Origin of the sequence: Litoreibacter ponti, from assembly GCF_003054285.1 — a bacterium.
Lineage (GTDB): Bacteria > Pseudomonadota > Alphaproteobacteria > Rhodobacterales > Rhodobacteraceae > Litoreibacter > Litoreibacter ponti.
Window position 1 is genome coordinate 209,603 of sequence record NZ_QBKS01000002.1, and the last position, 14,683, is coordinate 224,285.

13 protein-coding genes are annotated in these 14,683 nt (G+C 64.8%); all 13 read right to left on the reverse strand.

Going from position 1 to position 14,683, the window contains the following annotated elements; all coding sequences use genetic code 11:
- Positions 1–35: 35 nt before the first annotated feature.
- Positions 36–1,280 (reverse strand): carbohydrate ABC transporter permease, encoded by a 1,245-nt coding sequence (locus tag C8N43_RS14905; RefSeq protein ID WP_107846561.1) that lies wholly within the window; start codon positions 1,278–1,280, stop codon positions 36–38.
- A gap of 88 nt (positions 1,281–1,368) precedes the next feature.
- Positions 1,369–2,718, reverse strand: coding sequence for an ABC transporter substrate-binding protein (locus C8N43_RS14910; protein WP_107846562.1), 1,350 nt, complete (start codon positions 2,716–2,718; stop codon positions 1,369–1,371).
- 32 nt (positions 2,719–2,750) lie between these two features.
- The gene (locus C8N43_RS14915) at positions 2,751–3,806 is read right to left on the reverse strand and encodes a LacI family DNA-binding transcriptional regulator (protein WP_107846563.1); all 1,056 of its coding nucleotides are present in this window, start codon (positions 3,804–3,806) and stop codon (positions 2,751–2,753) included.
- Between the two features lie 74 nt (positions 3,807–3,880).
- Positions 3,881–5,371, reverse strand: coding sequence for a mannitol dehydrogenase family protein (locus C8N43_RS14920; RefSeq protein ID WP_107846564.1), 1,491 nt, complete (start codon positions 5,369–5,371; stop codon positions 3,881–3,883).
- On the reverse strand, positions 5,359–6,123 hold the full coding sequence (locus C8N43_RS14925; RefSeq protein ID WP_107846565.1) for an L-iditol 2-dehydrogenase: 765 nt from the start codon (positions 6,121–6,123) through the stop codon (positions 5,359–5,361). Before C8N43_RS14925 ends, C8N43_RS14920 begins: the two co-directional genes overlap by 13 nt.
- Entirely contained in the window at positions 6,120–7,127 is a 1,008-nt protein-coding gene (locus C8N43_RS14930; RefSeq protein ID WP_107846566.1) for an ABC transporter ATP-binding protein, read from the reverse strand. Before C8N43_RS14930 ends, C8N43_RS14925 begins: the two co-directional genes overlap by 4 nt.
- Before the next feature lie 12 nt (positions 7,128–7,139).
- Positions 7,140–7,970 carry a carbohydrate ABC transporter permease gene (locus C8N43_RS14935; protein ID WP_107846567.1) on the reverse strand — a complete coding sequence of 277 codons (831 nt, stop codon included), beginning with the start codon at positions 7,968–7,970 and terminating at the stop codon, positions 7,140–7,142.
- A 15-nt stretch (positions 7,971–7,985) separates the two neighbouring features.
- On the reverse strand, positions 7,986–8,852 hold the full coding sequence (locus C8N43_RS14940; protein WP_107846568.1) for a carbohydrate ABC transporter permease: 867 nt from the start codon (positions 8,850–8,852) through the stop codon (positions 7,986–7,988).
- 127 nt (positions 8,853–8,979) lie between these two features.
- On the reverse strand, positions 8,980–10,299 hold the full coding sequence (locus tag C8N43_RS14945) for an ABC transporter substrate-binding protein (protein ID WP_107846569.1): 1,320 nt from the start codon (positions 10,297–10,299) through the stop codon (positions 8,980–8,982).
- Between the two features lie 112 nt (positions 10,300–10,411).
- Complete coding sequence (locus tag C8N43_RS14950; RefSeq protein ID WP_107846570.1) at positions 10,412–11,443, reverse strand: LacI family DNA-binding transcriptional regulator; 1,032 nt, start codon at positions 11,441–11,443, stop codon at positions 10,412–10,414.
- 132 nt (positions 11,444–11,575) lie between these two features.
- Complete coding sequence (locus C8N43_RS14955; protein WP_245913046.1) at positions 11,576–12,610, reverse strand: Gfo/Idh/MocA family protein; 1,035 nt, start codon at positions 12,608–12,610, stop codon at positions 11,576–11,578.
- Positions 12,597–13,601 carry a Gfo/Idh/MocA family protein gene (locus C8N43_RS14960; protein ID WP_107846571.1) on the reverse strand — a complete coding sequence of 335 codons (1,005 nt, stop codon included), beginning with the start codon at positions 13,599–13,601 and terminating at the stop codon, positions 12,597–12,599. Before C8N43_RS14960 ends, C8N43_RS14955 begins: the two co-directional genes overlap by 14 nt.
- Positions 13,594–14,610: a Gfo/Idh/MocA family protein gene (locus C8N43_RS14965; protein ID WP_107846572.1), complete on the reverse strand. Its 1,017-nt coding sequence runs from the start codon at positions 14,608–14,610 to the stop codon at positions 13,594–13,596. The genes C8N43_RS14960 and C8N43_RS14965 overlap by 8 nt, the downstream gene beginning before the upstream one ends.
- Between the last annotated feature and the right edge of the window lie 73 nt (positions 14,611–14,683).

Consider the following 14,683-nt stretch of genomic DNA (forward strand, 5'->3'; position numbering starts at 1 on the left):
GTTTTCCCGCACGCGGTGAAACTTCGTTTCCCCGGTCATAGCCCTTCCTCTTGGCTGATGAACTTGAAGAAGAAGGCCGAGAAGAGCAGCAGGCAGCCGAAGATCACCACCGCCACCGCCGCCCCCGCGCCGATGTTGGAGACCGCGAAGGCCTGCTCGTAGACATTGACCGTCAGGGTCCGGGTGCCCGCGTTGCCGCCCGTTAGCAGGAAGATGTCGTCGAACTTGTTGAAGGTCCAAATGAAGCGCAGCAGGAACAGCACAGACAGGATGCCCAAAAGCTGCGGCACCGACAGGGCCCAGAACTGCTGGAAGGGCGACGCGCCGTCCATATCCGCCGCCTCGTACATATCCGTGTCGATGCTTTGCATCCGCGCGAGGATGAACAGGAAGGACAGCGGGAAGTAGCGCCAGATCTCGAAGATCGTCACCATGATCAGCGCCAGCGGGCGCTCACCGAAGAAGTTGATCGCCTCGCTTGTCACCCCCATCTGGATCAGCAGCGCATTGGCCGAGCCTGAGAACGGGTCAAACAGGATGATCCACGCGAAGGCCACGGCGATGATGGGCGAGACATAAGGAAACAGGTAAAGCCCGCGCAGTATGCCCTGCCCCTTGAAGCTTTTGTTCAAAAGCAGCGCCGCGAACAGCCCGAACAGCAGCGCGCCGACGGTGCCGAAGACGGTGTAGAACAGCGTGACCCACAGCACCTCCCAGAACTCGTCGCCGTCGAAGACGCGGGCGAAGTTGTCCCACGTAAAGGTGGTGTTGGTCAGTACGTTCGACGCGCTTCCGGTGACCTTTGCTTCGCTGTCCTGCGGTCGCAACGCATTGTCGAGGAAGGCTTGCCCGACTGTCACCGGGAAGGTCAGCGTCTCCCGCGCGCCGCCCTCCCAATCGCCCAGATCGCAGGATAGATCGCGACCCTCAAGCGTGCAGCGCGGATCGACCTCCAGCACCTCCAGGCCCTCGGGCACCTCGTCGGTAAAGGTCACACCGATGATCGGCTGATCCTGCGAGGAATTGCGCAAGCGGTAGCGGATCGTGGCCTCGTCGCCCGCCGCCGCCGGGCTGCCGCGCAGGTCCTCGCGCAGTACCACCTCGGGCGCGCGCAGATCGGCCAGCGACACCGGCTTGATTGAGATCCAGAAAATCGCGAGCAGCGGAAGGATCACCACCAGCGACACGGCGGTGATCGTGGGCAGCAGCAGGCCCCAGGCCAGCCGTGCCTCCAGCCGCGCCAGCGGGCCGGTTCCTTTGGGTGGGACAGCGTCAGACATCGCCGAGACCTTCCGCGTTAAAATTCATGCAGTGGTAGGAGGGGCGGCCCCATGCGCACGGGGCCACCCCTGGGAGTGCAGCCGCCGGTTACTCGACGCCTGCAATCGCGCTGTTCAGCTCGGCTACGGTGGCCGCCGCATCACGCTCGCCATCGATGAACTCGCGCACCAGACGGTTGATCACCTGGCTGTTGATGATCTTTGACGCCACAGCCAACTGGCCTTCCTTGACGCCCCAGCGTTGGGCCACGTCCAGGCCGCCTACGATCTCGTCGATCATCTCTTGTGCATAGAGATCACCCAAAGGCGCTTTCCGGTCCACGCCCACATCCAGCGTCGCCCACAGATCGGCAAACTGCGTCGGGTTGTCGGCGGTGCCGCGGCGTACGGGGAACTTGCCCTCGGGCGCGATGGCCAGTGTCTGGCCGTAGCCATCGTTCATCGAGAACTCGACGAACTCCATCGCCGCGTCGGTGGACGCGTCAGACGTGATGCCGAAGTAGCGGATGTCGCCCCAGGCAGCACCATCGGGGTTCGACGGACCAGAGAAGTTGGTCACGATGCCGGTCGCCGCCGCCAGATCCTTGGAGGTCGGATCGTCGTTGATCGTGGGTGGGGCGCTGTCGCGCAGGCCGGCCAGCTCGTCGAGGATGAAGGGCGACCAGATGATCATCGCCGCATTGCCCGAGAAATACAGCGTACGGGACTGATCCCAGTACAAATCACCCGGAGGCGAGGCTTCCGCGATGGCCTTGTAGAACTCCAGCACCTCGATCGTCGCGGCCTCATCCAGCTCTTGGATGCCATCCGCGCCCACGGGCGAGACGCCATTGGCGAGGAACACATGCTCCAGCACCTGAGACATGAAGTTCTCGTCGATCTTGGTGGCGGCCACGAAGCCGTACATCTCTGGCGGGTTGTGCAGCTTCTCGACCGCGGCCAGAACATTTGCGTAGGACGTGGGCGGCTCCAGCCCCGCCTCTTCGAACTTGTCGGCGCGGTAGACCAGCATCTGGGTCCAGCCATCCACCGGGACGGAAGCATAGCCGCCCTCGATCGCCGCCATACCAAGCGCGCCAGAGGCAAAGGTGCCCGCGCCCAGGTTCTCGACCACATCCGTCGCTGCGTCGGTATCAAGGATCCCGGCCTCGGCCCATGGCAGGGCGTATTGCAGCGGGTGGTAGATTACGTCCGGCAGGTCGCCTGCGGCAAAGGCCGCGGTGGCGCGGGTGCCAAGGTCGCTTTCCGTGACCGGGATCACCTCGACCGTGTGACCGGACGCGGCGGCGAAGTCAGCAGCCATCTGCTCTTGGCGGGCGAGACGCTCGGGCTGCTCTTCGGTGGTCCAGAAACGCAGCGTCTCGGCGCTGGCCGCACTGGTTAGCGCCAAGGCGCAGGCCGCGCTCATCAGCAGTTTCGTGTTCAAAGTCAAAGTCATGTGGTTCCTCCCATTGGACTTTCTCGTATTGGTTATCTCGGTGGTCCGACCGACCCGCGATCCATCAGGATCGGTAATGCGGTCTCGCGCAGCTCTTCGGGGGCCGCGCCCTTGATGCGGCGGATCAGCAGCGCGCTCAGGCGCTGGCCTGCGGTCTTGTAGTCGACCGCGTAAGTGGACAATGGCGGCGTCGCATGCGCCCCGTCGGGCGAACCGTCATAGGCCATCACCGACAGGTCCGCGCCGACCGCCAAGCCCCGCTCTTCCGCCGCGCGGTAGACGCCAAGCGCCGCCATATCCACGGCGCAAACGATGGCCGTCGGCGGATCCGTCAAGTCGAGCATCTCGCGCGCCGCCTGCGCACCTGCCGCCCGCGTCACCGCATCCGCGCGCATCAGCGCCGGATCAATTTCTAGCCCGGCATCTGCCATCCCGCGCCGGAACCCCGCCTCGCGCAGGGGCGCGTAGTTGTACTGCATCCCGCCATTGATGAAGCCGATGCGGCGGTGCCCAAGTGCCGCCAGCCGGGTCACCGCATCCGCCATCGCGTCCTCGCCCAGAATGTCGAACCACGCGCAGCCCGCATCCTTGCCCGTGCGCCCGAACATCACGAAGGGCACGCCCGCCGCGCGCAGCAACGCCACACGCGGATCGCGGGTCAATGTCCGGGGCAGCACGAAGCCGTCGACCTTCTGGTCGCGGATCATTTGGCGGAACGTCTCTTCTGTCTGCGCGGGGCTTTCCGTCGCGGCCAGGGTCAGGGTCCAGCCTTCGGCGCTCGCGCCACTGGACAGCCCGGCCAGAAATTCCGCCAAGAATGGGCGTTGCGCGTCGTGGTCGCCAAGCTGGATCACAAGGCCCAGCGACTTGGTCAGCCCGGTGCGGATCGCCTGCGCCTGTGACAGCGGGCGGTAGCCCATTTTGTCGGCCATGCGACGCACCCGCAGGCGCGTGCTGTCAGAGATATCGGGGTAGTCGTTGAGCGCGCGCGACACGGTCGACTTGGTCAGGCCCAGCGCATCGGACACGTCCGAAATCGTGACCCGCCTCGGCGCCTGGCGCAGCTTTTCGGTCCCCGCAAGTGACATGCAGCAACATCCTCCCGGGAATCATGCTGCGCTCCGAAACCGGTTTCGGCAAGGGGTTTTGAAAAAAGAGCTTCTCAGGCGGTCTTCAGGTAAGCCGCAATCGTGGCCTCGACGCCGTCGTCATAGATGGCCGTCAGCCAATGAACAAAGGCGTCCGCAAAGCGCGCGTGGTCAGCCAAATCGCCGTAGAACTGCCGCATGGCAAGCCAGCTCGACGGGGTCTTCTGCGCGGCCTTCGCGGTGCCATTGAGCAGCTCCCAATTGGGATCATTGGCCTCAATCACGCTGCCATCCTCGCGCGTGCCTGCGCAGTAGCGCGCCCACAGGGCAGAGACCAATGCCAGCCCCTCGACGGGCGTCTCCGCGGCCAGACCGTTGCGGATCGACGGCGCGATGAAGCCCGGCTGACGGCTGGAGCCGTCAAAGGCCACGCGCCGTGTCGTGTCGCGGATTTCCGGATTGCCAAAGCGCCGCTCGATCAGGTCCAGATAGGCCTCGGGCGTCATGCCCGGCACCGGGTCCACGTGCGGCGCGATCTCGTCCAGGACCACCTTGCGCAGCAGCCCGCGGATGCCGTCATGGGCCATGGTTTGCGCAATGGTCTCCAACCCCAGAAGATCGCCCGCGCCCGCGATGACCTGATGGCCCCCGTTGAGGATGCGGATCTTCATCATCTCGAAATCATGCACCCTGTCCGAGAAGGTCGCGCCGACGCGGTCCCAATCCGGACGTCCCGCGCAAAAATCATCTTCGATGACCCATTGGCGGAAATTCTCGTGGGTCACCGGGGCCGCATCATCGATGCCGAAGCCGCGCGCCAGCGCAATCTCGGCGGGACCGGTGGCGGGAACGATGCAATCGACCATGGAGTTCGGAAAGCTCGCTTCGGCCTCGATCCAGGCGGCGAGCTCCGGGTCCGACAGGGCGGCAAGCGAGATTATGGTCTGGCGCAGCACCGCGCCATTGCCTTGCAGGTTGTCGCAGCTTTGGCAGGTGAAGGCGCCGTGGCCTGCCGCGCGGCGCCGGGCGAGGGCCGCGATCATCGCGCCAAAGGCGGTGCGCGGCGCATCAGGATTGGCCGCGTCATGCACGATGTCGGCGTGTTGCGCGTCGAAGCCGCCGGTGGCGGGATCGATGAAATAGCCGCCCTCGGTCACGGTCAGCGACACGATGCGGACGTCCGGCTCGGCCATGCGCGCGATCAGCGCGGCGTTATCCGGCTCCACGGGCAGGAAGTCGATCATCGCGCCGCAGATCTCGGCGGAGCGGCCCGACGGGTCCAGCTCGATCAGCGTCGTCAGGCAGTCTTGCGCCAGCAAGCGCTCCCGCTGGGCCGCGTCACCCGCGCGCACGCCCGCGCCGATGATCGCCCAATCGTGGCACAGCCCCTCTTGCATCAGCCGGTGCAGATACCACGCCTGATGGGCGCGGTGGAAGTTGCCAAGCCCGATATGCACAATGCCGGGCGTCAGGCCCGCGCGGTCGTAGCGCGGCACGTCCACGCCCTTGAGCTCGCTCAGCGTTGCCTGCGACAGGGCTACGGGGTTTTCCTTCAGCTCATCCATTGCCCGCCATCCACATTGTAGGTTTGCGCCACGATATAATCCGCATCCGAGGAGGCAAGGAAGACCGCCATGCCGGTCAGATCCTCGGCCACGCCCATCCGTCCGTAGGGCACGACCTCGCCGACCTCGCGCTTCTTCTGGCCCGGGGACTTGCCTTCGTATTTGGCGAAGAAGGCGTCAACCCCGTCCCAGTGCTCGCCGTCGACGACGCCGGGGGCAATGGCATTGACGTTGATGCCGTGCCTGATCAGGTCCAGCCCGGCGGATTGCGTCAGCGAGATGACGGCAGCCTTGGTCGCGCAATAGACCGCGACCAAGGCCTCCCCCCGCCGTCCGGCCTGGCTCGCCATGTTGATGATCTTGCCGCCTTCCCCACGGTCGATCATGCGGCGGGCCACGGCCTGCAGTGTGAACAAGGTGCCGCCCACATTGATGTCAAAGACGCGCGCATAATCCTCGCGCGTGATCTCGACGATGGGGGCGGCGGTGAAAACTGCGGCGTTGTTGATCAGGATGTCGATCCCGCCAAAGGTCTCGACGCAAGCGGCGACGCCCGCCTCGATGCTCTCTTGGCGGGTCACGTCCATCTCGACCGCATCCGCCCCGATTTCGGCGGCGGTTTCGCGGGCGCGGACGATGTCGATATCGGCGATCATCACCCGCGCGCCTTCAGCGATATACGCTTCGGCAAAAGCGCGCCCGATGCCGCGGGCGGCCCCGGTAATCAGCGCGGTCTTGCCGTCCAGTCTCATGCGATGCGCAGCCCGTCTGCTCCGAACTTGTGGAATTGGTCCGCGCGCGGGGTCAGCTGGATCGTGTCGCCATGGGTGAAGCTCACCTCGCCCGGCGCGCGCACGGTCAACATGTCGGCCAGCCCGGTGTCGTGGATGTGGAAGAACGTGTCGGAGCCCAGATGCTCGGCCACGCCCACACGACCCGACCAGGTGCCGGTGCCGCCTTCGGCGACGTCAATATGCTCGGGTCGGATGCCGATGGTGTGGGCGCCGTGCTTGGCAGCCTCTTCGCCCTCGATGAAGTTCATCGTGGGCGAGCCGATGAAGCCTGCCACAAACTTGTTGCGCGGCGCGCGATACAGCTCCAGCGGCGAGCCGACCTGCTCGATATGGCCCGCGCGCAGCACCACGATTTTGTCGGCCATGGTCATGGCTTCGACCTGGTCGTGGGTCACGTAGATCATGGTCGTCGCCAGCTTCTTGTGCAGCTCTGAGATTTCCATGCGCATGCCGACCCGCAGGGCGGCGTCCAGATTGGACAGCGGCTCGTCAAACAGGAACGCTGCGGGCTCGCGTACAATCGCGCGGCCAATGGCCACCCGCTGGCGCTGGCCACCGGACAGCTGCCCGGGGCGGCGCTCAAGGTAGTCGGTCAGGTTCAGCGCGGCGGCGGCCTGCTCGATCCGTCGGTCTTGTTCCGCCTGATCCACACCCGCCATCTTCATCGGGAAGGCGATGTTCTTGCGCACCGACATATGCGGATAAAGCGCGTAGCTTTGGAACACCATCGCCAGGCCGCGCTTGGCGGGGGGCACTTCGGTGGCGTCCTGTCCGTCAATGACGATCTGCCCCGAGGTGGTATCCTCCAGCCCCGCGATCAGGCGCAGCAGCGTGGACTTGCCGCAGCCCGAGGGGCCGACGAACACGGCGAACTCGCCATCTTCTATGGTCAGGTCCAAGGGCGGGATCACTTGGGTCTCGCCGAAGGATTTGGTGACCTGCTGTAGCGTAATCTGTCCCATGAGTTACGTTCCCTATTTCACGGCGCCGAAGGTCAGGCCCCGGACGAGTTGCTTTTGGCTGAACCAGCCAAGGATGAGGATTGGCGCGATGGCCATGGTCGAGGCCGCGGAGAGCTTGGCGTAGAACAGGCCCTCGGGGCTGGAGTAGCTGGCGATGAACGCGGTCAGCGGTGCGGCCTTCGCGGCGGTCAGGTTGAGCGTCCAGAACGCCTCGTTCCACGCCAGGATGAAGTTCAGCAGGATCGTCGAGGCGATCCCCGGCACCGCCATCGGCGTCAGTACATAGAGGATCTCGGACTTCAGCGACGCCCCGTCCATCCGCGCGGCCTCAAGGATCTCGCCCGGGATCTCGCGGAAGTAGGTGTAGAGCATCCAGACGATGATCGGCAGGTTGATCAGCATCAGCACGATGGTCAGGCCGAGGATCGAGTCGAGCAGGCCGAACTGGATGAACAGCAGGTAGATCGGGTAAAGCACGCCCACCGCAGGAAGCATCTTGGTCGACAGCATCCACAGCAGGATGTCCTTGGTCCGGCGCGAGGGCACGAAGGCCATCGACCAGGCCGCAGGGACCGCGATCAGGATGCCCAGCAGCGTCGAGCCGCCGGCGATGAAGATCGAGTTCCACAGGAAGCGCCCGTAGTTGGACCGCTCCTGGACCACCGCGTAGTTCTCCAGCGTCCAGTCGAAGAACAGGAAGATCGGCGGATCGGCGATGGCCTGCGCTTCGGTCTTGAAGCTGGTCAGGATCGTCCAGAGGATCGGGAAGAAGATCAGCAGGCCGATGGACCAGGAGGCCACCGTGTTGATGATCTTGCGGTTGTTGGTGACAGCACGAGCCATGTCTCGGGTCCCTCCTCAGGCGTCCAGGTTCTTGCCGACAATGCGCATCAGGAAGATGGCAATGATGTTGGCGAGAATGACGGCGTAAATACCCCCGGCCGATCCGAGGCCAATGTTTTGGCTCTCCAGCACACGCTGGAAGATCAGGTAGGTCAGGGTCCGTGTGCCGAAGGCGCCGCCGGTGGTGACGAAGATTTCGGCGAAGATCGACAGCAGGAAGATGGTCTGGATCAGCACCACAATGGTGATGGCCCGGGCCAGGTGCGGCAGAATGATGAAGCCGAAACGCTGCACTGGTTTGGCGCCATCCATCTCGGCGGCCTCCAGCTGCTCGCTGTCGAGCGACTGCACCGCGGTCAGCAGGATGAGCGTCGCGAAGGGCAGCCACTGCCAGCTGACGATCATCACGATCGAGGGCAGCGAGGCTTGGCTGAGCCATTCCACCGGCGTCGCCCCGAAGAACTTCCACAGGTGGGCGAACAGGCCGTTGTTGGGATCCATGAACATGTTCTTCCACACCAGCGCCGACACGGTCGGCATGACGAAGAAGGGCGCGATCACCAGGATGCGCACGATGCCCTGGCCCCACATGGGCTGGTCGAGCAGCAGCGCCAGAAGCACGCCGAAGACCACCGTGATCAGCAGCACGCCGCCCACGATGATGAGCGTGGTCTGCACAGAGGGCCAGAAGGACGAGGACGAGACGAAGCGGACGTAGTTCTCAAATCCCACCCAACCCTGGTCGCCGCCACGCAGCGGCAGGTACTTGCGGAACGAGAACCACAGGGTCATCGTGAGGGGCACCAGCATCCAGCCCAAAAGCAGGATCACCGCCGGGGCCATCATGAGCCGCGCTGCAGATCGTGAGTGCTGGGTCGCCATGACAAAGCTCCTCCGGGGGCGGGCCATAGGGCTCCGCCGGATAAGTGGTTCGAAAATGCGAAGATCGTGCGGGGGTCGTCAAGGGTCCGGGGGGCGGCGCAAGGGCGCCCCCCGGTATCTGGTGCGCTTAGCGGTAGCCAGCGGCTTCCATTGCGTCGTTGGTCAGGGCTTGCGCCTTGGCCAGTGCCTCGTCGATGCTCTGCTGACCGGCATAGGCGGCCGAGAACTCCTGGCTCACTTCGGTGGCGATACCTGCGAACTCGGGGATGGCGACAAACTGGATGCCGACATAGGGCACCGGCTTGACGGTCGGGTCCGTCGGATCAGCCGCCAGGATCGAGTCCAGCGTCATCTTGGCGAAGGGCACGTCCTTGTAGTTGTCGTTCTCATAGAGCGACGTACGCGCGCCCGGAGGCACGTTGGCCCAGCCTTCGTTCGCGGCAACCAACTCGATATAGTCGGTGGAGGTCGCCCATTCGATGAACTCCTTGGCGGCAGCCTCTTTCTGGGTACCGGCAGGGATGCCGAGCGCCCAGGCCCACAGCCAGTTCGACTTCTTCTCAACGCCTTCGCTGTTCGGCGCCAGCGCAAAGCCGACCTTGTCAGCCACAGTCGAGTCGTTGGGGTTGGTCACGAAGCTTGCGGCCACGGTTGCGTCGATCCACATGCCGCACTTGCCCTGCTGGAACAGTGACAGGTTCTCGTTGAAGCCGTTGGTCGCGTAGCCCGGAGGGCCCGATTCTTCCATCATGCCGACGTAAAACTCGAGAGCCTCTTTCCACTCGGGCTGGTCGAACTGGGCGTTCCAGTCTTCGTCGAACCAGCGTGCGCCAAACGAGTTTGCGGTCACGGTGATGAAGGCGCCGCCCTCACCCCAGCCGGCCTTGCCGCGCAGGCAGATGCCGTTGATCTCGTTGTCGCGGTCAGTCATGGCCGCAGCCGCTTCGCGGATGAACTGCCAGGTCGGGGCGTCCGGCATTTCCATGCCAGCCTTTTCCATCAGGTCGGTGCGGTACATGATCATTGAGCTTTCGCCGTAGAACGGGGCCGCATAGAGCGTACCTTCGTAGCTCAGGCCTGCGCGCATGGCGGGCAGCAGGTCGTCGACGTTGTACTCTGCCGACAGGTCGTCCAGCGGAACGAGCCAGCCATTGGCACCCCAGATCGGGGTCTCGTACATGCCAATGGTCATGATGTCGAAAGCACCGCCTTTGGTGGTGATATCGGTGGTGACGCGCTGACGCAGCACGTTCTCTTCGAGGGTCACCCACTCGACCTTGTGGCCGGTTTTCTCGGTGAAGTCGTCGGTCAGGCCCTGCATGCGGATCATGTCGCCGTTGTTCACGGTTGCGATGGTCAGCGTGGTGGCGTGGCCGTCTGCCCAGGCGGAAGTGCCTGCGGCAATAGCGAGCGCGCTCGCCAAAAATAGTGGCGTTTTGATAGACATTGTAGTCCTCCCTTGGTGCATCAGATGCTGAATACAAGCCTAGTAAGAATCACGACGCGGCGTCAACCTAAATTTTACGCGCGTAAATTTTGCAGCGCAGCGAAGACGTTGATCAGGCCGACTCGCGCATGATCAGCCGCGCTGGAAAGCGAATCTCGTCGCGGCGCTCGAACCGCCCTCCGCTCTCGATCAGCTTGAACAAAGTCTCCACCGCATGGTCCGACACCGCGGCGTAATCATGAGCTGCCGTGGTCAGTGGCGGGCAGGTGAACCGCGCAAACGGATGATCGTCGTGGGACGCCACGCGGAGCGTGCAGTCCGGTCCGCGCCCGACCTTCACCCCGCGCTCGAAGCAGGCCGACAGGAACCCGATGGCCAGACGGTCATTGCTGCACAGCACCGTGTCGGTGGCCAGCGTGTCCTCATCCAGCAGCCTCAGGGCGCCGTTGTAGCCGATCTCCTCGAATTCCCAGCCGATGCCCTCGATCTGGATCACCTGCGCGCTCAGACCGAGCCGCTGCATCATCTCCAGATAGGCGTGGCGGCGCTTGTTGGCGTTCGGGTTGGCTGGGAATTTCATCTCGAAAAAGCACGGCGGGGTGCCGGATCGGCTGAGATATTCCACCGTCTGCGAGACAAAGCTGTAATTGTCCGAGCCCACGAAAGCCTCGCCCATCCCGTTGATATTACTGTCAAACAGGACCGTTGGCACGTCGCGGCAGAAGCGCTCAATCGCACCCTTGTCCGACAGGCGGCCCAAGGGTGCGAACAGCACGCCTGCAGGCTTCATCGCGCGCAGATTGTCGAGGATGGCGACCTCCTGCTCCGGCTCGCCATGGGCCCCGAAGATCGACGGCGAGAAGCCCGCATCCATACAGCGCCGTTCGATCACACGAACGATCTCGGCAAAGAACGGGTCGGCCAGATACGGCACCACGATGCCGATATTCTTGGTCAGCCGTCGGTTCTGGTTCACCGCGTAGATGTTGGGACGGTAGTCGTAGCGCTCTAGCGCCTCCTCGATGCGCGCGCGGGTGGAGCGGCGCACGCTGGACGGATCGTTGAAATACTTGGAGACCGTTGGACGCGAGACCCCGCACTTGGCGGCGAACTCCTCCATATTTCTGATCTTGCTCTCGTCCATGGTGCTGGCCTGTCTCGGCGTTTGACCTGAACTTTCCGCAAACTTCCCGCACACGAGGTCAAACTTGACGCGCGCAAAACATGCTTCCACCATAGAAAGCCGATTGCCGCCGGGTCAAGGGCTTGGCTCGGATTAAGGCCGCCACCCACCATAAAGCGCGTGATCTTTTGGCAAAGGCAGCGATTCTGGCGCTCCGCCCGCCCGGGCGGAGGCGTAAAGCGCCGTCACCAACTCAACTGACGCGCGGCCCTCGGCCAGCGTCACCGCCCCACTGCCCGACGCAATCGCCGCCAGAAAACCGGTAAAGCCCAAGGGCGGCGCGGTGACCTCTGCCAGCGCCGCGTCGATCTCTGCCGCGCTGCGCGCCCTTGGCGTGATCGTCCACGCGGCGGAGGCCGGCGCGTAGGGCGCAAGCCCGCTTTCGGCCGTGAACCCTTCGAACACCAGCCGCAACCGGGACGTGTTGTCCGCCGCGCCCAACGTGGCCGACGACGTCACCAACGCGCCGCTTTCCATCTGGAATGTGATCGCCGCGCAATCCTCGGTCTCGATCGCGTTCACGCGGGTGTCGAGCATGGCCGTCACCCGCGCCACCGGCCCCATCAGCAGGCAGACCAAATCATGGACATGGATCGCGTGGCCCAGGATCACGCCCCCCTGCTCCCCCGCCCAAGAGCCCCGCCAATCGGGCGCGTAATACTCTGCATCCCGCCGCCAATGGGTCTCGACCGACGCGGCAAAGGCCCGACCGGCCAGCCCGGTCTCGATCAGGTGCAACACCTGCGCGACGCCGACGCCGAAACGGTACTGGAAGACCGGGAAGACGGTGCAGCCGGTCGCGCGGGACACATCCTCCAGCCGGTCCACATCCGCCAGCGAGGTCGCCAGCGGCTTCTCGCAGATCACGTGTTTGCCCGCCTCCAACGCCGCGATCGCGGTCGCGACATGCAGGTGCGGCGGCAGGCAGATGTCGATGAGGTCGACGTCCGAGGCCAAGGCGTCGCCCAACTGCGTGACCACCGGCACATTCCCCGCGATCTCTTCGGCCCGCGCCCGGTCGAGATCGCAGATCAGCGCAACGTCGAAGGCCTCGGGCAAGCGGCGGTAGGCCGCCAGATGTTCCCGCCCGATCCCTGCGCCGATGATGGCGACCTTAAGCACCCGCATCCGCCATCGCCTGCGCCCGCAACGCCAGTTCCATCACCTTGAACGCATGGGCCTGCGGCATCGCCGTCTCGGTCCGGTCGCGGATATCCGCCGCCAGCCGCGCGAAATAGGGCAGGCCCGCGTCCGAGGCATCGATCTTCTCGCAGCGCGTGCCGTTGACCAACGTCAGGGTGTCCGATCCACCTGCGCCGATATCAACGTATTTGCGCAGCTCAATCGTGCCCTCGGTGCCAAGGATCGTCAGCCGTCCGTCGCCCCATGTGGGCAACGCATCGGGGGTGAACCAGTCGACGCGGATATAGCCGTGGCCGCCGCCCTGATCCTCTGGCGCGCGCAGGGCGATCTCGCCGAAATCCTGGAAGTCGTGATGCATGGCTCGCGCGCTGGCCAGCGTAATCTCGGCATCGGTCGCGCCGGTGAAGAACAGGAACTGGTCGATCTGGTGCGAGGCTATATCCGTCAGGATGCCGCCATTTCGTGAAGGGTCAAAGAACCAGTCGGGCCGCGTCGCGCGGTTCAGCCGGTGCGGGCCCAGACCCACAGTCTGGATCACCCGGCCCACTGCGCCTTCGGCGACCAGCTCTGCCGCGCGGGTCACGCAAGGCACCTCGAACCGTTCCGAGAAATCCACCGACCAGATGCGCCCCGTAGCGGCCACGCAAGTCTTGATCGCGTCGAGCTGCGCCATCGTGGTGCAGCCGGGCTTGTCGGACATCACGTCCGCCCCCGCCTCCATCGCGCGGATCGCCAGCGACGCCCGGTCCGACGGGATCGCGGAAATGATCACCAGATCGGGCTGTGCGTCCAGCACCGCCTCGACCGACGGCAGGCGCGGCGCGTCGGGGAAGCGTTTCTCGAAACCCGCCAGCGTCTCGGGCGTGCCGTGGGTCCACCAGCCAACGCACTCCGCGTCCTGATCCAGCATATTTCCGAGCATCCCGTAGGCGTGGCGGTGGTCGATCCCCAAGACGCCGATTTTCAGCCTAGACATGTGGCACTTTCATCCGGCGCCCCTCGAGCGAGCTTTCCATCAGCGCCTCGATCAACGCGTGCACCTTGAGAGCCTCGCGGCCTGTGAGCCGCGGCGGGCGGTCTTCGTCCAGACTTGCGGCGAAATCCTCGATCACGCCCTGATGCCAGGCATGGGTGAAGGCCATCGGGTTGGCCCCGCCCCCGGTCGAGGCCAGGGCGCCGTGGGTCTCCCGCCCGCCATCGCGCCAGTGGATGTCGAGCTGTGCCCGCGCCAACTGGGCCGAGCCCTTGGTGCCGTGCAGCGTGATGCTTTCCGCGCCGCCCGGAAAGCTTGCGGTCGACGCTGTCAGCGTGCCGACCGCGCCGGAGGCAAAGTCGAGCCCCGCAGCCACGACATCTTCCGCCTCCATTTCGTGGAGCTTTGACGTGCGCGCCATGGCCTGCACCTGCGTCACCGGCCCCGTGACCGACAGGGCCAGATCGAGCGTATGGATCGCCTGAGTGATCAGAACACCGCCACCATCCTGCGCAATCGTGCCGCGGCCCGGTTGGTCGTAATATTCCTGCCCGCGCCACCAGGGCACGGTGATCTCGACATGGCCGATCTCGCCCAAAGCGCCGTCGGCGACCAGCGCCGTCAATCGTTCTGACACATCACGGAAGCGGTGCTGGAAGACCAGCCCAAGCGGCACGGACGCCCCTTCGCATTGCGCGACGATGGCACGCGCGGCAGCGAGGCTACGCTCGATCGGTTTTTCCATCAGGATCGGTTTGCGCGCCTGCACAAGCGCCGTGACGATCTCGGTCCGGGCGTTGGGTGGCGTGGCGAGGATGACGAAGTCGATCTCCGGGTCGGCGGCGATCTCTGGCAGGGTCGCGGCGCTCAGCCCGTGGGCCGACGCGTATTCGGTCGCGCGTTCGGGCCGTCGTGCGCAGATCGTCGTCAGTTCGACCGTTTCCGATGCCGCCAGCGCAAGGCGGTGCGTGTCCGCCACCATGCCAACCCCGATCAATGCCGCGCGTTTCATCCGCAAATCCCCCCGCAGCTACAGTTGCGGCAAGCGGGGACACGGGTCAACGCCAGAAGGCCCCGGCCCCGCA